22 protein-coding genes and 1 tRNA gene are annotated in these 20,668 nt (G+C 46.0%); 9 read left to right on the forward strand and 14 right to left on the reverse strand.

Features of this window, described 5'->3' with window-relative positions:
• The first annotated feature begins 1 nt into the window (after nucleotide 1).
• Genes UF05_RS02105 through UF05_RS02120 form a run of 4 tightly spaced genes read left to right on the forward strand, consistent with a single transcriptional unit; the run spans nucleotide 2 to nucleotide 3,588 of the window.
• On the forward strand, nucleotides 2-1,189 hold the full coding sequence (locus tag UF05_RS02105) for a beta-ketoacyl-[acyl-carrier-protein] synthase family protein (protein ID WP_043037139.1): 1,188 nt from the start codon (nucleotides 2-4) through the stop codon (nucleotides 1,187-1,189).
• Nucleotides 1,182-1,646, forward strand: a complete 465-nt coding sequence (locus UF05_RS02110; protein ID WP_025622760.1) for a hotdog family protein — start codon at nucleotides 1,182-1,184, stop codon at nucleotides 1,644-1,646. Before UF05_RS02105 ends, UF05_RS02110 begins: the two co-directional genes overlap by 8 nt.
• Nucleotides 1,643-2,368, forward strand: coding sequence for a 3-oxoacyl-ACP reductase FabG (gene fabG / locus UF05_RS02115; protein WP_015296414.1), 726 nt, complete (start codon nucleotides 1,643-1,645; stop codon nucleotides 2,366-2,368). Before UF05_RS02110 ends, fabG begins: the two co-directional genes overlap by 4 nt.
• Nucleotides 2,365-3,588, forward strand: coding sequence for a beta-ketoacyl-ACP synthase (locus UF05_RS02120; RefSeq protein WP_045546187.1), 1,224 nt, complete (start codon nucleotides 2,365-2,367; stop codon nucleotides 3,586-3,588). Before fabG ends, UF05_RS02120 begins: the two co-directional genes overlap by 4 nt.
• Nucleotides 3,589-3,633: 45 nt before the next feature.
• Here UF05_RS02120 and UF05_RS02125 read toward each other — a convergent pair whose 3' ends face one another.
• The gene (locus tag UF05_RS02125; RefSeq protein WP_023624128.1) at nucleotides 3,634-4,224 is read right to left on the reverse strand and encodes a membrane lipoprotein lipid attachment site-containing protein; all 591 of its coding nucleotides are present in this window, start codon (nucleotides 4,222-4,224) and stop codon (nucleotides 3,634-3,636) included.
• Nucleotides 4,225-4,335: 111 nt separating this feature from the next.
• Nucleotides 4,336-4,412: transfer RNA gene (locus UF05_RS02130), tRNA-Arg, on the reverse strand.
• A gap of 203 nt (nucleotides 4,413-4,615) precedes the next feature.
• On the opposite strand from UF05_RS02130, the gene folD reads away from it, so the two are divergent.
• Nucleotides 4,616-5,476 carry a bifunctional methylenetetrahydrofolate dehydrogenase/methenyltetrahydrofolate cyclohydrolase FolD gene (folD, locus tag UF05_RS02135; protein ID WP_045546188.1) on the forward strand — a complete coding sequence of 287 codons (861 nt, stop codon included), beginning with the start codon at nucleotides 4,616-4,618 and terminating at the stop codon, nucleotides 5,474-5,476.
• Between the two features lie 68 nt (nucleotides 5,477-5,544).
• On the opposite strand, the gene UF05_RS02140 is transcribed toward folD, so the two are convergent.
• From UF05_RS02140 to UF05_RS02155, 4 genes are all read right to left on the reverse strand, one after another.
• Complete coding sequence (locus tag UF05_RS02140; protein WP_005479028.1) at nucleotides 5,545-6,744, reverse strand: NupC/NupG family nucleoside CNT transporter; 1,200 nt, start codon at nucleotides 6,742-6,744, stop codon at nucleotides 5,545-5,547.
• A 305-nt stretch (nucleotides 6,745-7,049) separates the two neighbouring features.
• Entirely contained in the window at nucleotides 7,050-7,994 is a 945-nt protein-coding gene (locus tag UF05_RS02145) for a LysR family transcriptional regulator (RefSeq protein ID WP_005460577.1), read from the reverse strand.
• Between the two features lie 74 nt (nucleotides 7,995-8,068).
• Complete coding sequence (locus UF05_RS02150) at nucleotides 8,069-9,040, reverse strand: lytic murein transglycosylase (protein ID WP_025555610.1); 972 nt, start codon at nucleotides 9,038-9,040, stop codon at nucleotides 8,069-8,071.
• 44 nt (nucleotides 9,041-9,084) lie between these two features.
• Complete coding sequence (locus UF05_RS02155) at nucleotides 9,085-9,369, reverse strand: YcgL domain-containing protein (RefSeq protein WP_005460544.1); 285 nt, start codon at nucleotides 9,367-9,369, stop codon at nucleotides 9,085-9,087.
• 197 nt (nucleotides 9,370-9,566) lie between these two features.
• Between UF05_RS02155 and minC the strand changes: the two genes are divergently transcribed.
• From minC to minE, 3 genes are read left to right on the forward strand one after another with little or no spacing between them, the layout of a single operon-like run.
• Complete coding sequence (gene minC / locus UF05_RS02160) at nucleotides 9,567-10,229, forward strand: septum site-determining protein MinC (RefSeq protein ID WP_011105734.1); 663 nt, start codon at nucleotides 9,567-9,569, stop codon at nucleotides 10,227-10,229.
• A 17-nt stretch (nucleotides 10,230-10,246) separates the two neighbouring features.
• Nucleotides 10,247-11,059 carry a septum site-determining protein MinD gene (gene minD, locus UF05_RS02165; RefSeq protein ID WP_005458081.1) on the forward strand — a complete coding sequence of 271 codons (813 nt, stop codon included), beginning with the start codon at nucleotides 10,247-10,249 and terminating at the stop codon, nucleotides 11,057-11,059.
• A gap of 2 nt (nucleotides 11,060-11,061) precedes the next feature.
• Complete coding sequence (gene minE, locus UF05_RS02170) at nucleotides 11,062-11,325, forward strand: cell division topological specificity factor MinE (protein WP_005458079.1); 264 nt, start codon at nucleotides 11,062-11,064, stop codon at nucleotides 11,323-11,325.
• 87 nt (nucleotides 11,326-11,412) lie between these two features.
• Here the strand turns inward: minE and rnd are convergent, their stop codons facing one another.
• The 7 genes from rnd to UF05_RS02205 all read right to left on the reverse strand — a co-directional run bounded on the left by rnd (nucleotide 11,413) and on the right by UF05_RS02205 (nucleotide 18,891).
• Nucleotides 11,413-12,531: a ribonuclease D gene (gene rnd / locus UF05_RS02175; RefSeq protein ID WP_031791944.1), complete on the reverse strand. Its 1,119-nt coding sequence runs from the start codon at nucleotides 12,529-12,531 to the stop codon at nucleotides 11,413-11,415.
• A gap of 79 nt (nucleotides 12,532-12,610) precedes the next feature.
• The gene (fadD, locus tag UF05_RS02180; RefSeq protein WP_005455511.1) at nucleotides 12,611-14,302 is read right to left on the reverse strand and encodes a long-chain-fatty-acid--CoA ligase FadD; all 1,692 of its coding nucleotides are present in this window, start codon (nucleotides 14,300-14,302) and stop codon (nucleotides 12,611-12,613) included.
• Nucleotides 14,303-14,408: 106 nt separating this feature from the next.
• Entirely contained in the window at nucleotides 14,409-15,263 is an 855-nt protein-coding gene (locus UF05_RS02185) for an alpha/beta fold hydrolase (RefSeq protein WP_005478778.1), read from the reverse strand.
• Between the two features lie 5 nt (nucleotides 15,264-15,268).
• A complete protein-coding gene (locus tag UF05_RS02190; RefSeq protein ID WP_005478780.1) occupies nucleotides 15,269-15,826 on the reverse strand; it encodes a Slp family lipoprotein in 558 nt (185 codons plus the stop codon).
• A gap of 39 nt (nucleotides 15,827-15,865) precedes the next feature.
• Entirely contained in the window at nucleotides 15,866-16,171 is a 306-nt protein-coding gene (locus tag UF05_RS02195) for a hypothetical protein (protein WP_005478797.1), read from the reverse strand.
• A gap of 51 nt (nucleotides 16,172-16,222) precedes the next feature.
• Nucleotides 16,223-16,924 carry a tRNA (adenosine(37)-N6)-threonylcarbamoyltransferase complex dimerization subunit type 1 TsaB gene (gene tsaB / locus UF05_RS02200; protein WP_015296403.1) on the reverse strand — a complete coding sequence of 234 codons (702 nt, stop codon included), beginning with the start codon at nucleotides 16,922-16,924 and terminating at the stop codon, nucleotides 16,223-16,225.
• A 56-nt stretch (nucleotides 16,925-16,980) separates the two neighbouring features.
• Nucleotides 16,981-18,891, reverse strand: a complete 1,911-nt coding sequence (locus UF05_RS02205; protein ID WP_017448734.1) for an ATP-dependent DNA helicase — start codon at nucleotides 18,889-18,891, stop codon at nucleotides 16,981-16,983.
• A gap of 216 nt (nucleotides 18,892-19,107) precedes the next feature.
• On the opposite strand from UF05_RS02205, the gene purU reads away from it, so the two are divergent.
• Nucleotides 19,108-19,941, forward strand: a complete 834-nt coding sequence (purU, locus tag UF05_RS02210; RefSeq protein ID WP_005478783.1) for a formyltetrahydrofolate deformylase — start codon at nucleotides 19,108-19,110, stop codon at nucleotides 19,939-19,941.
• Between the two features lie 74 nt (nucleotides 19,942-20,015).
• Here the strand turns inward: purU and UF05_RS02215 are convergent, their stop codons facing one another.
• Nucleotides 20,016-20,615 carry a VOC family protein gene (locus UF05_RS02215; protein WP_023624131.1) on the reverse strand — a complete coding sequence of 200 codons (600 nt, stop codon included), beginning with the start codon at nucleotides 20,613-20,615 and terminating at the stop codon, nucleotides 20,016-20,018.
• Nucleotides 20,616-20,668 lie beyond the last annotated feature (53 nt).

Here is a 20,668-nt window from a genome sequence, read left to right on the forward strand (position 1 = left end):
TATGCCTAATCGCTCTCCTCAACCTTTGTATATTCAGGCCTGTGGTTTCCACTCCGCAATGGGACAAGATGACGCCATCATCCACCAGTGTTTATCGGGAGCGAAACCATCCAACATGGTGGTTGACCAAGACATTTTGAATTCAGGCCGACAAACAGTAATCGGTCGAATTGCACAGCCGTTACCGCAATTACCACCAGCTTTCAGCCGGTTTGATACAAGAAACAACCGCCTCGCACTTTCGGCTTTGCAGCAAATCGAAAGCGACGTTCATAACGCCATTGCTGTATATGGCCGTGACCGTATCGCGGTCGTGATCGGCACCAGCACATCTGGCATTTCAGATGGCGAAATCGCGTTTGGAGATAAGCTGGCAAACGGCGAGTTTCCTGCCGACTACCATTACGCCAAACAAGAGCTTGGCAACTGCAGCGATTTTATTGCCGCCTACTTTGATTTGAGCGGCCCACATTACTCAGTTTCAACCGCCTGTTCTTCTAGTGGTCGTGTCTTTTTAACCGCGCAACGCCTGATTCGCTCGGGCATTGTTGATGCCGTCATTGTGGGTGGCGTGGATACCATTTGTCGCCTAACGCTAAACGGTTTTAACGGTTTAGAAGCCCTATCCGATACTCTTTGCAAACCATTTGACCAACATCGCAACGGCATCAATATCGGCGAAGCCGCAGCATTAATGTTGCTAAGCAAAACACCCGCGCCTGTTGCCCTTCTCGGAGCTGGCGATAGCTCAGACGCGCACCACATTTCCGCACCACATCCAGAAGGGTTAGGCGCAGAAGAAGCGATGAAAAAAGCGTTGGCCAATGCAGGACTAACAGCACAAGACATTGGTTACATCAACGCGCATGGCACAGCAACGCCGTTAAACGATGCGATGGAAAGCAAAGCCATTCACCGCTGCTTTGGTGACTCCGTCCCTGTGAGCTCTACAAAGCCACTTACCGGACACACATTAGGTGCAGCAAGTGCAACGGAAGCCGCTATCGCTTGGCATATTCTCAAGTACAACCTTGACTTGCCAATGCAACACTGCGAAACCAAGGCAGACGATATCCATATATCGTTAGTTGAGACGCCAACCAAACTTGGCAACAAAGCGATTCTCAGCAACTCTTTTGCTTTTGGTGGCAACAATATTAGTCTTATTTTTGGTTACGATCATGACTAAACTTCCTCCCATCGAACAACTTTTGCCACACGACAAACCAATGATCTTGGTTGATCGTGCTATAGATGTTCAACAAGATACGATTCACTGCCAGGTTGATATCGCAGAACACAACCCGTTCTTCGACTCGGCCTCTCAAACCGTGCCTGCTTACGTTGGCATTGAGTTTATGGCGCAATCTGTCGCAGCGTGGTCTGGTTACCACGCATTAATGAAAGAACAAGCGCCACCGATTGGCTTTTTACTTGGTAGCCGTCGATACACGTCTGAATGCGATGCGTTTTCTCGCGGACAAATGCTCGATGTGTATGCCGAAAAAGTCATGGAAGATAACGGTATGGCGGTATTTTCTGCCCGTATTGAGCTACAAGGAACTGTTGTAGCGACTTGCCAATTGAACGTTTACGTTCCATCAGAAGAAAAATTACAAGAAATGAAAATCAGGAGTCAACAATGACCCGACAAGTCCTCGTTACAGGTGCCAGCAAAGGCATCGGTAAAGCCATTGCCGTTCAATTAGCCAAAGATGGTTTCCAAATCATTGTCCATTACATGGGCGATCAACAAGGCGCGCAAGATACCCTAGACACCATCGAACAGCATGGTGGTAACGGTCGTCTTATCCAATTCGACATCAGTGACCGCGCAGATTGTCGTGAGAAGCTAGAAGCCGATATTGCCGAACACGGCGCTTACTATGGCGTCGTAAACAACGCTGGCATCACAAAAGATACCGCTTTCCCTGCGATGACCGAAGAAGAATGGGATGGTGTGATTCATACCAACCTAGATAGCTTCTACAACGTTCTTCACCCTTGTGTTATGCCAATGGTGCAAAAGCGTAAAGGTGGTCGAATTGTTACCCTTGCATCAGTATCTGGCCTGATGGGTAACCGTGGTCAAACCAACTACAGCGCAGCAAAAGCGGGCGTAATTGGTGCAACAAAATCACTCGCACTTGAGCTGGCAAAACGCAAAATCACCGTTAACTGCGTTGCACCGGGACTTATCGACACAGGCATGGTAGACGAACACGTAAAAGAACACGCGATGCCGCAAATTCCTTTGCGCCGCATGGGAGAACCAGAAGAAGTCGCTGGTTTAGTCAGTTACCTTATGTCTGACATCGCAGGCTATGTAACTCGCCAAGTCATTTCGGTAAACGGAGGCCTAGTATGAGCCGTCGAGTTGTTGTAACCGGAATGTCGGGTGTGACTGCGTTTGGTAACGATTGGCAATCTGTCGAGCCAAAACTGCGTGACTGCCAGAACGCGACGCAATACATGCCTTCTTACGAACAGTATGATGGTTTGAACACCAAGCTCGCGGCACCAATTTTAGATTTTGAACTGCCAAAGCACTACAAGCGCAAGCAAGTACGCGGCATGGGGCGTGTTTCTAAATTGGCGACCGTCGCAACAGAAAACGCACTGAGCCAAGCAGGTTTGATTGGTAACGACGTACTCACCAACGGCCAAACGGGTATCGCATACGGCTCATCAACAGGCAGTACTGACGCAATCGGCGCATTTGGTGTCATGCTGAATGAGAAAACCACTAAAGCGATCACCGCAACGACTTACGTGCAGATGATGCCGCATACCACGGCAGTGAACGTTGGTCTATTTTTCGGTTTGAAAGGCCGAGTGATCCCAACCAGCAGTGCATGTACCTCCGGCAGCCAAGCAATCGGCTACGCCTACGAAGCGATCAAACACGGCTACCAAACGGTCATGGTTGCTGGTGGCGCTGAAGAATTGTGCCCAACGGAATCCGCTGTCTTCGATACCCTTTTTGCCACCAGTCTGAAGAATGAAGCCCCGAAAAGCACACCAAGACCTTATGACTCCGATCGCGATGGTTTGGTGATTGGTGAAGGAGCGGGAACGCTGGTTCTGGAAGAGTACGAGCACGCCATCGCTCGTGGCGCGAAAATCTATGCAGAAATCATCGGTTTTGCCAGCAACTGTGATGCCGCACACGTCACTCAACCACAGATGGAAACCATGCAAATCTGTATGGAAATGGCTATGCAAAACGCAGGGATTCCTGCTGAGAAGATCGATTATGTATCTGCTCACGGCACTGCCACCGACCGCGGTGATATTGCAGAAAGCAACGCAACAGCGAATGCTCTGGGCAAAGTGCCAATCAGTTCACTCAAGAGCTACTTTGGCCACACACTAGGCGCCTGTGGCGCGATTGAAGCGTGGCTAGGTTTAGAAATGATGCACACAGGCTGGTTCAACCCAACGCTCAACCTAGAAAACCTCGACGAGCAATGTGGCGATTTAGACTACATTGCCGGACAAGGCCGAGAGCTGGACGTGAAATATTTGATGAGTAACAACTTCGCCTTTGGCGGCATCAACACCTCCATCATCTTTAAAAAGATGTAATGCCCTTAGTAAATGCAAAAGCGCTGGTTAACCAGCGCTTTTTTGTTAGTTGAAGGCAACTGAACGATGCTTACAACGATAGATATCAGCAGAAACAGATGTTGGAGTTTGTCCTTCAGACTCAATAATATTAGTCACATGATATCGATTGCCACCCGCCATGTAGACTTGGTTAGACAACTCATCAAAAAGAGAGCCCTTCTGGCTTTCTGATACAACTTTGTTTCCAATCACTTTGCATTCATTGTTTTCGACTTCAGCAAACGAGATGGGTTGAACTTCATTTGCACCCGGTAGTAGTTTAACTTTCTCAGCTTCTGAGCTGATGTTGGCAACCTGACAATCATAAAGCTCTGCAACAACACTAGATGGGCGTCCACGGCTAGTATCTAAAACGGTTGCAATATGGTATCGGTTTCCGCCAGAAGCGTAAGTTTGATTCTTAAGCATACGATCCACATTGTTTGGATGAACATCCTCGATCGTGTAAGAGTCAACCATTCTGCAATTAAGGTTTTTAATTGCAATATCAGTAATTGGGGTGATATTTGTTGCTTGGGGTAAAACACGAACTTTGCGTGTAACACATCCACTTAAAAGAGTAACAATCAATGCAGTAAAAATTAGTTTTTTCATGAATTGGAGCATCAAAAATAAAGCTAGTGTAAGAGAGCTAAGTTAATAAGTTTAAGACAAGATCGACAAAGCCCCGACAACTCAAAGAGTTATCGGGGCTTTTAGAATAAATGGCACGCCCTATTGGATTCGAACCAATGACCACATCCTTAGAAGGGACGTGCTCTATCCAGCTGAGCTAAGGGCGCGCTACAGGGACAGGATTATACGAGTTCAAACGGGTAAATCAACGGGTTTTCATAACATTCTGATCTGAATGCTTAAAAAAAGTCCATCAAAACGCTTAATGTTCAAAAACACCACAAGGCAAACGTTTGCGTATGGATGTTAATTAGAATTTCTGCGACAATGCGCCGCAGATAATTTGCCTTCTTAATTTATAAGGAAAGTCATGACTGCTCAAAATATAGACGGAACTCTCATTTCCCAAACTGTTCGATCTGAAGTTGCAGCACGTGTTAAAGCTCGCGTCGCAGCAGGTTTACGCGCTCCTGGCCTAGCAGTTGTTCTAGTGGGTGAAGACCCAGCATCTCAAGTTTACGTGGGCAGCAAACGCCGCGCTTGTGAAGAAGTTGGCTTTGTATCCAAGTCGTTTGACCTTCCGGCTTCAACATCTGAAGAGGAGCTGCTTGCTCTTATCAATGAGTTGAACAACGACAACGAAATTGACGGCATTTTAGTTCAGTTGCCACTTCCTGCTGGTATTGATACCACACACGTTCTAGAACGTATTCATCCAGAAAAAGACGTGGATGGCTTCCACCCTTACAACGTTGGTCGTCTTGCGCAGCGTATTCCTAAGCTTCGCTCTTGTACGCCTAAAGGCATCATTACCCTACTCGACCGTTACAACATCGAGCTTCGTGGTAAACATGCAGTTGTGGTTGGCGCATCAAACATTGTTGGTCGTCCAATGACGCTTGAGCTGCTGCTTGCTGGTTGTACAACAACGACATGTCACCGTTTTACCAAAGATCTAGAAAGCCACGTACGTCAAGCTGACGTTGTTGTGGTCGCGGTAGGTAAGCCAAACTTCATCCCTGGCGAGTGGATTAAAAAAGGCGCAGTGGTTGTCGATGTAGGCATTAACCGTCTTGATTCAGGCAAGCTAGTGGGCGATGTGGAATACGACAAAGCACGCGAAAGCGCGAGTTTCATTACTCCGGTTCCTGGTGGTGTTGGCCCAATGACCGTAGCAAGCTTGATTGAGAACACGATGTTGGCTTGCGAGCAGTTCCATACTGAACAATAACATCAATCTTGAGATACGAAAAAGGCTCCGCAAGGAGCCTTTTTGCTAATTTTAGATATCTATTTCAATTACAGACTTAAAATCACACCCGCAATAGAAGCACTCATCAAGTTCGCCATAACGCCGGCAATAATCGCGCGGAAACCATGCTTAGAAACAAATGCACGCTTCTCTGGTACCAAGGAACCCAATCCGCCGATCAGCATTGCCATACTAGAGATGTTTGCAAAACCACACAGTGCGAAAGTCACGATAGCTTGAGAGTGAGCACTTAGCTGAGATTTCACTTCTGCTAGTTGGATGAAAGCAACAAACTCGTTCACCACGATCTTGTTACCGATAAGCGAGCCCGCCGTAATCGCCTCTTCCCATGGCACACCTAACAACCATGCGACAGGTGCAAATACGTAGCCTAAGATAAGCTCAAAGCTTAGTGGCGTACCAATAAGGTCTCCAACCCAACCTAGCATCCCGTTCAGCAACGCGATTACGCTGATGAACGCTAACAACGTACCACCTACAGACACAGCGATACGAACACCCGCCATTGCGCCATCGGCTAACGCTTCAACCACGTTAGTTGCGCGTGGAATTTCCACTTGGCTAATGTCGATATCTGGTGCTTTGTTCACATCTTCTGGCATGAGAATTTTCGCCATCAACAAGCCTGCGGGCGCAGACATAAAGGCAGCAGCGATAAGGTAGTTAAGATCAACACCCAACGAGGCATAACCTACCAACGTACCACCAGCTACTGATGCCAAACCACCTGTCATTACCGCAAAGAACTGCGAATCAGTCATGTGCTTTAGGTAGGGTTTCACCATAAGTGGCGCTTCGATAGTGCCGACAAAAATGTTCGCCGTTGCAGACAAAGACTCAGCACGACCAATGCCAAGAAGCTTTTGAATACCACCACCAATGAAGTTGATAACTTTTGGCATCACACCAATGTGATAAAGACCGGAGATAAGAGAGGAGAAGAAAACGATGATACCCAGTACATTGATCGCAAAGGTGAAGCCCCCTGTCGCCAAATTACCAAATAAAAACGCGATGCCTTCTTGACCGTAGTTGATCAAATTCGACACGACGCTGCTTACTGAATTCAGCGCATCTCGTCCTGCTGGTACATATAAAACCAACAATGCAAACAGCACCTGTAAAGCAAACGCAAACGCCACCGTTCTCAGCTTTATATTTTTTCTATTTGTAGAAAGTAGCCATGCTACGAATAGTATGGCTACGATACCAATAATTGAGTTCATAAAATGAATCCGACAGAAGGGGGATATGGAAGGCACCGGATTGTATAGCGGACTCAAAATGGCGCAAGTTGAGGATGTTAACAGTGTGAAAAGTTCAAGCGAACAATAATTAACCACAAAAATAACTAATTGAATTTATTATAGATAAACGTTTGCCTGCTTTTATTGTTTCCATATGGAAAAGATGTTTCTAGATTTGGAAAAATTTTGTGAGACAAATCACCTTATGCAACCACTGAATAGTCGAAAAATGTTTTGCTTAGAGAAAATCGACTACAAACACCTCTTGAACGTTATTAATGAATCTACTTGGGAATAGAGATGTAAGGTGCGAGGCGCTGATCCCAGTGACACGGGTTGCCAATTTTCTGTTTAATAAAGTTGATAACGGCTGATATTTTTTTCGGCATGTGCTGACGACTTGGGTACACCGCATAAAATGGCATCGATTGGCTCGCTTTCCAGTCTGGCAATAGTTGAATCAACTTACCCGTTCTGAACTCATCACCAAGCAAGTACGTTGCGAGATACGCAATCCCCCATCCAGCAATCGCGGCGTCACGTACGGCTTCTGCTAAATCGACAGAGTAATTGCCGGAGACTTTTACGTTGAGCTCTTGTTGTCCCTTGGTAAATGCCCATCCTGTGTAATCACGCTCCCAACTGCGATAGATCAAGCAGTTGTGCAAAGACAAGTCGTTCGGTTCAGTCGGAGTATCATACTTAAGCAAATAATCCGGCGATGCTGCCACCACAAACTGGCAGTCCGTCAAACGCTGCGCAATGTAGCCCTCTGGTAGGTGCTCATTGTTTGTTACCCACAGATCGAGCCCTTCCGCCAGCATATCGACCTTGTAGTCAAACAAATGCACTTCCACTTGAAGCTGTGGATACAACTCACGCAGCTCTTGAATCGCAGGAATGATGTGCAGCGTTCCAAATGATTGAGATAACCCGAGGCGAACCAGCCCAGCCACTTCATCCCTTTGGCTTTCCATTTCTAACGTCGCACTACTCACCGCCTGCACCACTTGTTCACAATGATGATAAAACGTTTTTCCCGCTTCGGTAGGCGTAAAACTACGCGTGGTGCGTTGAACAAGCTTGATACCAAGAGATTCCTCTAACTGACTAAGCTGTTTGCTGACGTGAGATACTGACACTCCAAGGCTTTTCGCCGCCGCAGTAAAGTTTTTATGTTTGATCAATGCAGAAAAGATCACCATTTGCGCAGCACGTTCAGATAACACGCAGTACCTCGATAAGAATGTGGGAAAAACAAAGGGCTCCGAAGAGCCCTTATAAAACAGTATTTACTAACGAACTAGAATGAAATGCGATCAGCAAGATGGCTGACGGCAAGCGCGAAGTAGTAAGAGCGGTTCCACTTCATCAGTACGTTATAGTTATTGTAAACCAGATAAGTACGACCGTTTTCATCGTCAGGCATGATAAGCCATGCTTGGATATCTTCATTCAATTTAGGTAACGGACTGCCATCGTACTTCGTGATGCCAAGTTTACTCCATTCCTGAAGATATTTGCCTTTTTCTGCCCCGCGTCCTTCTAGGCTACGATCAATCCCTTTCGGCACTTTCACTTGGCGCCCCCAAGTAAACTTATCGTCCCAGCCAGACTCGCTCAAGTAGTTAGCAGTAGATGCAAACACATCCGCTTTTGATTGCCAGATGTCTTTTTTTCCGTCTCCGTTACCATCGGCGGCAAAACGTAGGAAAGAGCTTGGCATAAATTGACACTGTCCCATAGCACCAGCCCAAGAACCTTTAAAATTATCTAGCTCGATATGGCCTTGATCAAGGATTTGCAGCGCCGCCATGGTCTCTTTGCGGAAAAATTCTTCACGACGACCTTCAAATGCCATCGTTGACAACGCATCAATTACGCGGAAGTTACCTGTAAACTTGCCAAAGTTACTTTCTACACCCCAGAGCGCAACAATAAAGCGAGGTTGCACGCCGTATTGATCGCCTATGCGCTTAAGCTCCGCATAGTGCTCTTTGTATAGTGCTTTGGCTTGCTTTACTTTCCACTCAGGGACTGCACGAGGAATGTATTCATCCAACGTCAGTTTTTTCTCTGGTTGGTTGCGGTCTGCTGTTACTGCTCTCGGCTTGTATTCAACATTTGCGAAAGCGGCACTGATTACCTGCTCTGAGATACCTTGGTTACGCGCTTCTGCACGCAATTTATCTAAGTATTCTTCAAAACCCTCGCTACTTGCAAAGGCTGAGGTACATACGCCAACGCTAAGCATTGTAGCCAGTATTTTTTTCATATTGCCCTCCTTGAGCAAGGCAGAAGTCTCAGAAAGAAACCGAGTTACTGTTCGTTCTTTTGCTGAGCTTTTTGTTCTTTGTACTTTTCTAATAGGTTTTCCGGCGGTGGAGGAACCTGCAGAAAGAAGCCATCATTTTGTAATGAAGCCTTCACTTTTTCGATATCTACTTGTGCCAATTTACGACCATCAAGTTTAATCGTCATGACAGGAATAGGCTTACCGAACATCTGCATTAAGGTGTCAGGAACCTGTGAAAAATCATCCTTTTTCGGGATATAGAGATAAGTACCTTCTTTTTTCGAGCTTTTATAAATAGAACAAAGCATGACACGCCTTTTATGCTGATTTACCCGCTTTGAATGCGGATTGAGTTGAAAACGTAAAATTCTCGCAAACTTAATTGCAAATTTGAGATTAATTCGCCTATTTGCCTGCTAGAGAACTTGCTGCGTCAAAGGATGAAATATAACATGACAGACCTAGTTTAAGGCAACGCTCTTTCAACAGAGGCAAGAAGTCCACGATGACCCATTCACCAGACCTTAAAGGTAGCAGTTTTACTTTGTCAGTTTTACACCTTTCTGACAATGAGATCGCAAATACTGTCGAATTTTTGCAAGAAAAAGTTTCTCAAGCACCTTCTTTCTTCGCATCCGCGCCTTTGGTAATCAATATAGCAAAAGTACAAGGCGACATTGATTTCCCTGCGCTTAAACAAGGCATCGCAGATGCTGGGTTTATTCCAGTCGGTATAACGGGCAGTAAAGACAAACGTGTACAAAACCTTGCCTCAGAAGCTGGCTTCGCCATCATGTCTGCAAGTAAATCACCTAGCCAAGCTCCAGCGAAAATGGCACCGACTAAAGTTGTGCGTACGCCAGTTCGTTCTGGTCAGCAAATTTACGCAAAAGACGGTGATTTAGTCGTACTGGCGCACGTAAGCGCTGGCGCAGAAGTGATTGCAGATGGCTCTATTCATATTCATGGCACCTTGCGCGGCCGTGCTATTGCAGGCGCAAGTGGTCAGCAGGAAGCGCGTATTATTTGCCACGATTTACAAGCTGAACTGGTCTCCATTGCGGGCGATTACTGGTTAAGCGATCAAATTGAGAGTGAGTACTGGCAAAAGAAAGTGATGATCAGTAAAGCCGAAGAATCATTACATTTAGAAGTACTCGCGATTTAGTCTAAAAAGGAAAAAAAATGGCACGCATTATTGTAGTAACGTCTGGTAAAGGTGGCGTTGGTAAAACCACTTCAAGCGCAGCCATCGCCTCTGGTCTTGCTCTGAAAGGGAATAAGACCGCGGTGATCGATTTCGATATCGGCTTGCGTAACCTCGACCTAATCATGGGTTGTGAGCGCCGTGTAGTTTATGACTTTGTGAACGTCATTAACGGCGAAGCGACATTAAACCAAGCACTAATCAAAGATAAGCGCACAGATAATCTTTTCATTCTTCCAGCATCCCAAACTCGTGACAAAGATGCGCTAACGAAAGACGGCGTGCAACGAGTTTTCACTGAGCTAGATGAAATGGGCTTTGATTTCATCATCTGTGACTCACCAGCAGGTATCGAGCAAGGCGCGCTCATGGCGTTGTACTACGCAGATGAAGCGATTGTAACGACTAACCCTGAAGTATCTTCAGTACGCGACTCAGACCGCATTCTAGGTATCCTAGATTCTAAGTCTCTACGCGCTGAGCAAGGGCTAGAGCCAGTGAAGCAACACCTTCTACTGACACGTTACAACCCTACGCGTGTAAACCAAGGTGAAATGTTGAGTGTGGAAGACGTAGAAGAAATCCTACACATCCCACTATTGGGCGTGATTCCTGAAAGCCAAGCGGTACTTAACGCATCAAACAAAGGTGTGCCGGTCACATTCGACGAAAACACCGATGCGGGCATGGCGTACTCTGACACTGTTGATCGCTTACTAGGCAATCAAGTTGAATTTCGTTTCCTTACTGAGGAGAAGAAAGGACTCTTTAAACGACTGTTCGGAGGCTAGACATGTCATTATTAGAATTTTTCCGCCCGCAGAAAAAAACGTCTGCAAGTCTGGCGAAAGAGCGCTTACAAATCATCGTGGCTGAACGCCGCAGCCAAAATGACCCTGCGCCTTCGTACTTACCTCAGCTTAAAGAAGACATTCTGAAGGTGATCAGTAAATACGTAGACATTGACCCGAACATGGTTGATTTAACCTTTGAGCATAAGGATGACGACATTTCTGTACTTGAGCTCAACGTGAAACTGCCTGACGACGAAAAGTAAGGCTTTATTCTCAACGCAATATGCGGCGCACAACAATGTACGTGTCAAAAAAAGGTTGACCATTTGGTCAACCTTTTTAGTTTGCACTTATTTCAACGCCTTATTCATTTTTTCGCCCAATAACTCTAGACGCCAACCTTGCATAACATCAGGCAAGCGAGCAGGATCACGATCCTTCTTCCACACCCAACTGATGAGCTGGTTAATCTGCTTTTTCGATGCTAAAAACTCGGTCGCTAACCCTGATTTTTGCGCAGCACTTTTCACGACATCTTTCATGTTTTTGAAAACTTGCTTATAGCCAGGGTAATCCATCAGGCGATCAATTTTAGCTGGGTATTCTTCTGGTGGCGTTTGCTTAGCCTTTTTCACGATGGCCGCAATTTTAGTACCGTGACGATTGACCGCGCGGCTATCCATCCCTTCCGCTTCCATCTTTTTAAAGCTTGTTAAACCTAAACGAGCAACCGTTAGCAAATCACCTTCTTTGAAAATGAAGTTTAGTGCCAAGTCGCGCTTGATTGCTTCACGATAACGCCAAGTCGCTAGCGGCTTTAACACAGCTAACTCTGACGGTTTAAGTTGCCACGCTCCTTTAATATCAAGGTACGCATTTTCTTCGTTGGTTTCGCGAATGCGTTTGGAAACCAACAAGTCGCTCTCTTGCTGCACCGCTTCCCACCAACCAGCTTCAGTGACTTTATCGAGCAATTTTTCGTAAAGTGGCAACAAGTAGTGAACGTCTGCCGCTGCATAATCAAGTTGCTTTTGCGTGAGAGGGCGAGCCATCCAGTCGGTGCGAGATTCACTCTTGTCCAACGCAACACCTAAGTATTCTTCCACCAGCGTTGCAAAACCTGTTGACAGCCCGTGGCCAAGAAACGCCGCCATTAACTGTGTATCGACCATTGGAAATGGCGTACAACCAAATGCATTTTGGAATACTTCTAAATCTTCGCCACAGGCGTGAAGCACTTTAAGTACCGATGCATCTTTCAATAGTTCGATGAAAGATGTCATGTCAGTTAATTCTGTCGGATCGATAAGGGACAAGTGCTTGCCGTCGAAAAGCTGAATCAAACCTAGTTGCGGATAAAAAGTCCTGATACGTACGAACTCGGTATCCAGCATTACGACATCTGCGTCTCTTGCTTGAGCACAAACTTTTTCTAGGTCTTTGTTTTTAGTAATAATCTGATAATTCACATGCTTCTCGCTATAAAAAATGCCAGCAAAACGCTGGCATTCTATCATTTTTTAATTCTGGCGACTCAACGAAATCGGCTTACGCGCTTTTCTTTGCCAGTTCTGCGTCGTTCTCTTCACGAAGTACACGACGTAAGATCTTACCTACGTTGGTCTTCGGTAAGTCTTCACGAAACTCAACCAGTTTTGGAACCTTGTAGCCCGTTAGATGCTGACGACAGTGTGCAATCACTTCTTCTTTGGTTAAGCTCGGGTCACGTTTTACAACGTAGATCTTCACCAACTCACCAGACACTTCATGCGGTTGACCAATAGCAGCCACTTCAAGCACTTTGCCGTGCAGAGCGACAACGTCTTCGATTTCATTCGGGTAAACGTTGAAGCCAGAAACCAATATCATGTCTTTCTTACGGTCAACAATATGCAGGAAGCCTTCATCATCAAACTTAACGATGTCACCCGTTGATAGCCAACCGTCTTCGTTAATGGTGTCTTTGGTTGCTTCCGGACGTTGCCAGTAACCTTGCATTACTTGAGGGCCGCGAACTTGTAGCTCACCTGTACCAGTATTTGGCAGTACATTGCCTTCTTCATCAACCATACGAACTTCTGTCGAAGGAACTGGCAGACCGATAGAACCGTTGTACTCAACCAGGTCATGCGGGTAAGCCGCAACTAACGGTGAACACTCAGTAAGTCCATAACCTTCAAGCAGGTAGCAGCCTGTGGTCTTCAGCCATTTCTCAGCAACAGCACGTTGAACTGCCATACCACCACCAACAGCCAAGCGAAGATTACTGAAGTCCAACTCATGGAAATCTTCATTGTTCACTAGCGCATTGAATAAGGTATTCACACCTGTGATCGCTGTGAATTGGTACTTTTGCAGCTCTTTTACAAAGCCAGGAATATCACGCGGGTTGGTAATCAGTAAGTTACGACCACCCATTTCGATAAACAGCAAACAGTTCACTGTCAGTGCAAACACGTGGTAAAGCGGCAATGCGGTTACCACTAATTCACGACCTGGAGAAAGCACTGGACCGTAAGCCCCTTTCGCCTGAAGCACGTTCGCAATCATGTTGCGATGCGTTAGGATTGCACCTTTTGCGACACCCGTAGTACCACCAGTGTATTGCAGAAATGCAATATCATCACCAGACATAAACGGCTTCACGTATTGCAGACGACGACCTTTGCGCAGCGCTTTACGCATTGAAATTGCGCCCGGTAGATCGTACTTAGGAACCATACCTTTTACGTATTTCACCACGAAATCGACAATCGTACCTTTCGCACGTGGCAGCATTTGGCCAAGGCTAGTTAGCACCACGTGTTTCACAGGTGTGTTATCTACGATTTGCTCTAGTGTATTGGCAAAGTTAGACACAATCACAATCGTCGTGGCACCAGAGTCGTTCAATTGGTGTTCAAGTTCACGAGGAGTGTAGAGAGGGTTTACGTTTACAGCGATACAGCCTGCACGCAAAATACCAAACAACGCTACTGGGTATTGCAGTAGGTTTGGCATCATCAGAGCAACACGGTCACCCTTTTGCAATTTCAGTTCGTTTTGCAGGTAAGCGGCAAATGCGCGGCTACGCTCTTCCAACTTGCGGAAGGTCATTACCGAGCCCATGTTCATGAATGCTGGCTGGTCTGCATACTTTTGTACAGACTGCTCGAACATTTCTACCAAAGACTCATATTGCTCTGGATTGATGGTTTCAGGTACGTCACTTGGATAACGTGAAAGCCATGGTTTATCCACGATGTTACTCCTCGTTTATAACTGGCTAAAAAATAGCGTCCTTTTTATTTTGAGGGCTATTACAGCACAGCGAACGTGCTTGAGCACGCAACTCTCAAACACTTGTTTAAATTTTGTTAACTACACCAAGAATTCGCTTTGCGACTTCGAGTATTTGCTCTAAATGGCAGTGATGACCACCTGCGACAGAAACCACTTGCGGTGGATTCTCTCCCCAATCAACTTGGTTAGATGGTAAATGCTGAAATCCTTGATCGCCTAATACGATCAGATGAGGACAACGTATTTGACTGGTGATCGAATTCGCATGCTCGCGAGCCATGCGGTAAAGTGAATCACACTTTAACTTGGCATCATGTCGCCAGTACCATTTATTGTCGCGATACTCAGTCCCTCGCTCCACAATGGGCAAAAGCTGATCAGCACTCAATTGGTTGGCTTGCATGCGCAATTTTAACGCCAGATCGAAAGATGCCAACGCACGCTCTGGTTTGTTTTGCTGTCGGATTCGACTTAACACACCATTGCGAAGACGCTGTAAACTATTTGAAGGAGATTCCGTTAAAGGGCCCGTACCTTCAATCTGCACTAATGCTTCGACCTGTTCAGGAAACGCTGCACTATAGCAACTTGCGATTAAAGCACCAAGAGAATGCCCCACTAACATGAGTCTGTTTGGCGATAATTCGTCCAATAACTGATACATATCGGCAATGTAATCATGAAAAGGGTAATAATTGTCGCGGGATTTGTGACTGGATAAGCCGTGGCCAAAATGGTCGACAGCTAACAAATGCAGCTTCGGGTTCAATTGATGAATTTGCTCCATCAACGCTTTGAAGCTTCCGGCATTATCTAGCCACCCATGAAGAAAAACGACTGACAAGTCAGCCGTTTTTTCATTACCTATTTCAAGGGCAGCCATTTCTCCCGTTGGGAGAGTAAATCGGCGCTCATGCATCTGGTTTATTTCACCTGTTTGATTACTTTACCATCTTGTGGAAAATCATTACGCAGCATGCGGCAGTTGATGGAATAACATGGATAGAAATACGTAGGAGAGTCATACATTCTCACTCGTTCTTCAATCTTCCACAGGCGATACCCCTGCCCTTTTACTAATGGGAACACGTACTCATGCTCTCCGATTTTGCCTTCTTCTTCACCGGCCCCTTTGCCCACAATCGTCACCAAACGGCCTTGGCTAAATGCAACAGGTTCTAAGTAGCCATCAAAATACACGGCGAAACGACCCGTAGGCTCTTGGTCAATATCAGGTTTGCCAGATTTATTGATAGGTAGATTGACGATCTCTAGGCGTGTTTTGTCTTTGAAGTTGTCCACTTTCGCAATGATACCGCCAAGGCGAACATCATTCGTGAGCTCTCCTTGAGACTCAGCAAAGGCCTTATAGTCGGTAACGACTTGCTCCGTACTAGCGTTCAACTCTTCAGGAAGAGAGCTGCATGCAGACAAGCCTAAAGCGGCAACCAAAACCAAAAACAACCGTCCAAAAACCTTCATAAACCACCATTTAATCTACTAATACCAATTCGAGGAAATTCATACATAGATATCGACACCCAGTAGTTGAGCCAGTTCCTCTTTTTTTGCTCGATTCATGACATCCATGTACTGCTCCATGGCTTTGCGAGCATTACCTTCCGGCAAATCATATTGTACTTGAGCACGATGAATTTGGGACTCATCAACTTGTTTTATGGAATGCGCGACTGCGTTTGCCACCTTTGAAGGTTGACCAACGGACTGCTTATTTTGAGCTTTCTTTACCTGCCCTTTTTTACCCACTTTATTGGTACGGTTGGTACCGGGTATCAGTGAAGGAGGTAAACCATTAATCGACGCCATAACGCTCCATAAAAAGACAGGGCTACCGCCCCGTCTTTATTTTTTTCCTAATTATTCGCGGCCTGGAAGCTTCTTCCAAGTCACGTTATCACGCAGGTAAACCGGGCTAGATTCTTCAACAGGAACCGTATTGCCTTTTTCTAGTTCTTGCTTAGCTAAAATCACAATGTCTTGTGAGTCAGGGTACAATACCTCACTGTCTGCAGTGTTAAACGGCAGGCCCGCCAGTTCTTCTTGATATGCAGACCAACCTGTACCAGCTGTTGTCCACGTTTTAGAGTCAGCTTGTGCTTCTTCCGCCAAACGAGCTGGTGGAATCACACATTCTTCATCAACACCCATCCATTCGCCGTTTTCTTGGCGAGAATAACGTGCCCAGTAAACTTCGCTCATGCGCGCATCAATCGCTACAGCGACATCAGTTGCACCATGCAGGCGGTAGCTTGCTTGTGCCATCGCAGCCAATGTTGAAACGCCAATCATCGGCAGTTCTGCTCCAAATGCTAGGCCTTGAGCGATGCCAATACCGATACGAACACCAGTAAAGCTGCCAGGGCCACGGCCAAACGCTAGTGCATCCAAGTCTTGTAGAGTTAGACCCGCTTCTTTCAGCACTTCGTCAACCATTGGCAACACTTTTTTCGTGTGGTCACGAGGTGCCACTTCGCTGCGTGAAATCACTTGGTCATTAACCAGTAGTGCAACTGAACAGTTTTCAGTTGCGGTATCGATAGCAAGAATTTTTGCGCTCATTTAACTCTCTAAAACTCTATTTTATTTGGTTACATCACAGCACAGGCTGCGACTAATTATTCTGCTTTAAGAAACGCTTTGATACGTTCTAAATCTCGTGTTCTTGGGATCGGTGGCAAGCTTCCAAGGAACGTGCCGCCATAGTCACGGGTGACAAGGCGATTGTCACAAATGATCAATGCACCATGATCTTTCTGATCTCGAATCAAACGCCCTACGCCCTGCTTTAAAGTGATCACCGCATCGGGGATTTGCACTTCAGCAAAAGGCTCACCACCACGCAATCGACAATCTTCAATTCGGGCTTTTAGCAGCGGATCATCCGGGGCAGTAAACGGCAATTTATCGATGATAACACAGCTCAGTGCGTCACCTCTAACATCGATCCCTTCCCAAAATGCCCCCGTCGCCACAAGCAAAGCGTTACCCAGCTCCATAAACTCTGCAAGAGTCTTTTGCTTGCTCATTTCACCTTGCATAAGAACCGGAAGATCCAACACCTCACGGAACTTCTCTCCCAACTCACGCATCATGCTGTGAGAAGTACATAAGAAGAAACAACGACCGTCATTTTCTTCAATGACTGGCGCTAACATTCTCACCAATTTGTCCGCTAAGCCTGGGCTGTTTGGCTCAGGAAGATAACGAGGCACACAAAGGCGAGCCTGCTTTTCATAATCAAATGGCGATGGCAGCGAAAACTGTTGTTTAGGTTTTAAGCCAAGACGATCGGTAAAGTGCTTAAAGTCACCAGAAACCGCAAGCGTTGCTGAGGTGAAGATCCACGCACCTTGCTTGATTTCAATTTGTTCATGGAACTTATCTGCCACCGATAACGGAGTAATATGCAGAGTAAAATGACGCGGTGACGTATCGTACCAGTAAGAGTAGCCGGTGATGTCAACATCACACACACGATCGATTCGACCTTTGATCAAGTTCGCACGCTCAAAAGCCGTATCCAACAATTGGCTGCGACCAAGTGCTAATTTGAGCACATCAATCGCCAGATCTAGGCTGTCAGTTAAACGAACCAATTCGCGCTTAATGGATTCAGACTGCATCGCTTCTCGCCAGTTGCCACGAAAACCCGGCTCACCCAAAACGATGCGCATATCCATCGCGCTTTGAAGCAGTTTATCCCCCACTTTTTGCAGCTGACGCATGTCCTTTGCTTCGGTGCGATACGCGATTTCAATGTCTTTGGCGAGATCATGAATTTGGCGACTCGATACCGATTGTCCGAAATATTCACTGGCAATGTCTGGTAGCTGATGAGCTTCGTCAAAAATAAAGACATCGGCTTCTGGGATCAACTCACCAAAACCTGTCTCTTTGATGGCTAAATCCGCGAGAAACAAGTGATGGTTCACCACGACGATGTCAGAATCCATTGCACGTTTACGAGCTTTCAAGACAAAGCAATCGGTATAACTGGGACACTCTTTTCCCAAACAGTTATCGTTTGTCGAGGTAATCGTTGGGATGATCATGCTGTCTTCAGGCAAATCTTCACAATCACCTAAGTCACCGGTTTTTGTCTCTGAGGACCAAGACCTCACCTTCACCAATTGGGTCAACAATGTTGGGTCGGATTCGTTGGTGTGGCTTTCTACCATCTGGCGACTTAAGCGATCCAAACATAAATAGTTGGAACGCCCTTTCAATAACGCCACTTGACCATAAAAACCGAGCGCATTGACCATCAGCGGTAGGTCACGATGGTACAACTGCTCTTGCAAGTTTTTCGAGCCAGTACTGATGATGACTTTCTTGCCACTCAACAGCGCTGGGACAAGATAAGCAAATGTTTTACCGGTACCAGTTCCGGCCTCTACCACCAACTGACTTTGTTCTTTGATCGCACTACTGACGGCTTCAGCCATGTCTATTTGTGGCTGACGAGCCTGAAAACCCGGAATCGCTTTACCTAAAGCGCCATCAGAGGAAAATGTTTTTGCGATCATACCTGGCATCTGGTTAGAAAAATTGTCGTGAGTATATCAGACGTTTGAGAGAGACATCAGCCCGTAAGATGGCCAGCTTACGGCCCAACACTGATAATTTGTTGAAACCATGGCAAGAATAGATTATTTATGAAGTCACATTGCAGTACGGTTGACCCTTTTGGGGAAAACACATATTTCGTACGCTAGAAAATAATGCATGGAAGTATCTGATTTATGGAAAAGAAAACACTGTTGACCCATTGTTCTGACGCACCGGGTTTGATCTCTAAAATTACGAATATCTGTTACAAACATCAGCTAAACATCGTTCATAATAACGAATTTGTTGATAACACCAGTGGGCACTTTTTCATGCGAACGGAGTTGGAGGGGTACTTCAACGACCAAACGTTTCTTGCCGATTTAGACCAAGCTCTACCGCAAGGTGCAAAACGTACTCTCATTGGCTCTCGCCGTAAACGCATCGTGATTCTCGTAACGAAAGAAGCACACTGTTTAGGTGATATTCTGATGAAAAATTACGATGGCAGTTTAGATGTAGAAATCGCCGCCGTGGTGGGTAACTACGATAAGTTGCAAGGCCTCACTGAACGTTTTGATATCCCTTACCACTATGTGACGCACGAAGATCTAAGCCGTGAAGAACACGAGCAAAAGATGCTAGAGGTGATCGATCAATACGATGCAGATTACTTGGTGCTAGCGAAATACATGCGCGTTCTCACGCCAACGTTTGTTGAAAAATACCGCCATAAGATCATCAACATTCACCACAGTTTCTTGCCTGCTTTCATCGGTGCTAAGCCTTATCAGCAAGCTTACGACCGTGGCGTAAAAATTATTGGCGCAACAGCCCACTTCGTGACAAACGACCTAGATGAAGGCCCGATCATCAAGCAGGATGTTATTCCAGTCGATCACACATTCAGCGCACAAGATATGGCTCAAGCAGGCCGCGATGTTGAGAAGAATGTTTTGAGTAAAGCTCTGAATAAGGTAATTAACGACCACGTTTTTGTTTATGGGAATAAGACGGTGATTCTTTAAGTTCATCGCATTTGAATGAAAGAAAGGGTTCCTCATTTGCAACCCTTTCTTCTTTCTAGTCGTTCAAAACTTGCTTATTCAGCCTGCTCAGACTCCACTATACGCTTGAGCGAATGCGGATGTAGCTTGATACAAATGCCTTGGTACTTAAACGCCACGGTTGGGTTGTTCAAGCGTTCACCTTCCCCTTTCGGGCTCGATAGTTTGATCTTCACACCCAATTCTTCTAACTCATCAAAACGCGCGCCAAACGCTGGGTAAGTGTGTTTCAAGTCCGCCAAAAACTCGTCTGCGGTTTCCGCATGAGATGGGATCACAAACTCCACGTGCTCCCAACTTTCGGTTGGATAGGTTTTCCCTTCGGCTGGGTATGGCAATTCCAGACACTCAATCTTCCAACCGCGGCTTTCGAGTGCTGTGTCGAATTCGATGACGATAATTGGACGACCGTTGATTTTCGCTTGTGAAATCACCTTGCCGTATTGATTCCATGCCTCATGCGCAGCTTTTGCCGTTTCAGGGTCATTAATACGCAATGCAATATGGTCAGCTTGAGCAAAGCTCAGATCCAGTTTTAACAGGGTTGCAAGCTCTTCAATCTTGCCCATGAAGACATCTAAGTCTTGGAGCATTAGTTCAGGCGTAAGGCGTTTTTCAACAAGTTGAATAGTCATTGTGGCTCTCTTTTGGGGCGATTTATCTCTTTACTCTGAGCGCAATAGTAAAC

It is taken from the genome of Vibrio sp. S457-15, from assembly GCF_000960545.1.
GTDB lineage: Bacteria > Pseudomonadota > Gammaproteobacteria > Enterobacterales > Vibrionaceae > Vibrio > Vibrio parahaemolyticus.

What these genes read in the sequence shown, in the direction of transcription:
- minE (WP_005458079.1), top strand. Translation starts at nt 11,062, where the DNA reads ATGTCATTATTAGAATTTTTCCGCCCGCAGAAAAAAACGTCTGCAAGT.
- minC (WP_011105734.1), top strand. Translation starts at nt 9,567, where the DNA reads ATGACCCATTCACCAGACCTTAAAGGTAGCAGTTTTACTTTGTCAGTT.
- UF05_RS02150 (WP_025555610.1), bottom strand. Translation starts at nt 9,040, where the DNA reads ATGAAAAAAATACTGGCTACAATGCTTAGCGTTGGCGTATGTACCTCA.
- UF05_RS02120 (WP_045546187.1), top strand. Translation starts at nt 2,365, where the DNA reads ATGAGCCGTCGAGTTGTTGTAACCGGAATGTCGGGTGTGACTGCGTTT.
- UF05_RS02140 (WP_005479028.1), bottom strand. Translation starts at nt 6,744, where the DNA reads ATGAACTCAATTATTGGTATCGTAGCCATACTATTCGTAGCATGGCTA.
- tsaB (WP_015296403.1), bottom strand. Translation starts at nt 16,924, where the DNA reads ATGAGCGCAAAAATTCTTGCTATCGATACCGCAACTGAAAACTGTTCA.
- UF05_RS02195 (WP_005478797.1), bottom strand. Translation starts at nt 16,171, where the DNA reads ATGGCGTCGATTAATGGTTTACCTCCTTCACTGATACCCGGTACCAAC.
- UF05_RS02125 (WP_023624128.1), bottom strand. Translation starts at nt 4,224, where the DNA reads ATGAAAAAACTAATTTTTACTGCATTGATTGTTACTCTTTTAAGTGGA.
- UF05_RS02185 (WP_005478778.1), bottom strand. Translation starts at nt 15,263, where the DNA reads ATGCATGAGCGCCGATTTACTCTCCCAACGGGAGAAATGGCTGCCCTT.
- minD (WP_005458081.1), top strand. Translation starts at nt 10,247, where the DNA reads ATGGCACGCATTATTGTAGTAACGTCTGGTAAAGGTGGCGTTGGTAAA.
- UF05_RS02105 (WP_043037139.1), top strand. Translation starts at nt 2, where the DNA reads ATGCCTAATCGCTCTCCTCAACCTTTGTATATTCAGGCCTGTGGTTTC.
- fabG (WP_015296414.1), top strand. Translation starts at nt 1,643, where the DNA reads ATGACCCGACAAGTCCTCGTTACAGGTGCCAGCAAAGGCATCGGTAAA.
- UF05_RS02205 (WP_017448734.1), bottom strand. Translation starts at nt 18,891, where the DNA reads ATGATCGCAAAAACATTTTCCTCTGATGGCGCTTTAGGTAAAGCGATT.
- UF05_RS02190 (WP_005478780.1), bottom strand. Translation starts at nt 15,826, where the DNA reads ATGAAGGTTTTTGGACGGTTGTTTTTGGTTTTGGTTGCCGCTTTAGGC.
- purU (WP_005478783.1), top strand. Translation starts at nt 19,108, where the DNA reads ATGGAAAAGAAAACACTGTTGACCCATTGTTCTGACGCACCGGGTTTG.
- UF05_RS02110 (WP_025622760.1), top strand. Translation starts at nt 1,182, where the DNA reads ATGACTAAACTTCCTCCCATCGAACAACTTTTGCCACACGACAAACCA.
- folD (WP_045546188.1), top strand. Translation starts at nt 4,616, where the DNA reads ATGACTGCTCAAAATATAGACGGAACTCTCATTTCCCAAACTGTTCGA.
- UF05_RS02155 (WP_005460544.1), bottom strand. Translation starts at nt 9,369, where the DNA reads ATGCTTTGTTCTATTTATAAAAGCTCGAAAAAAGAAGGTACTTATCTC.
- UF05_RS02215 (WP_023624131.1), bottom strand. Translation starts at nt 20,615, where the DNA reads ATGACTATTCAACTTGTTGAAAAACGCCTTACGCCTGAACTAATGCTC.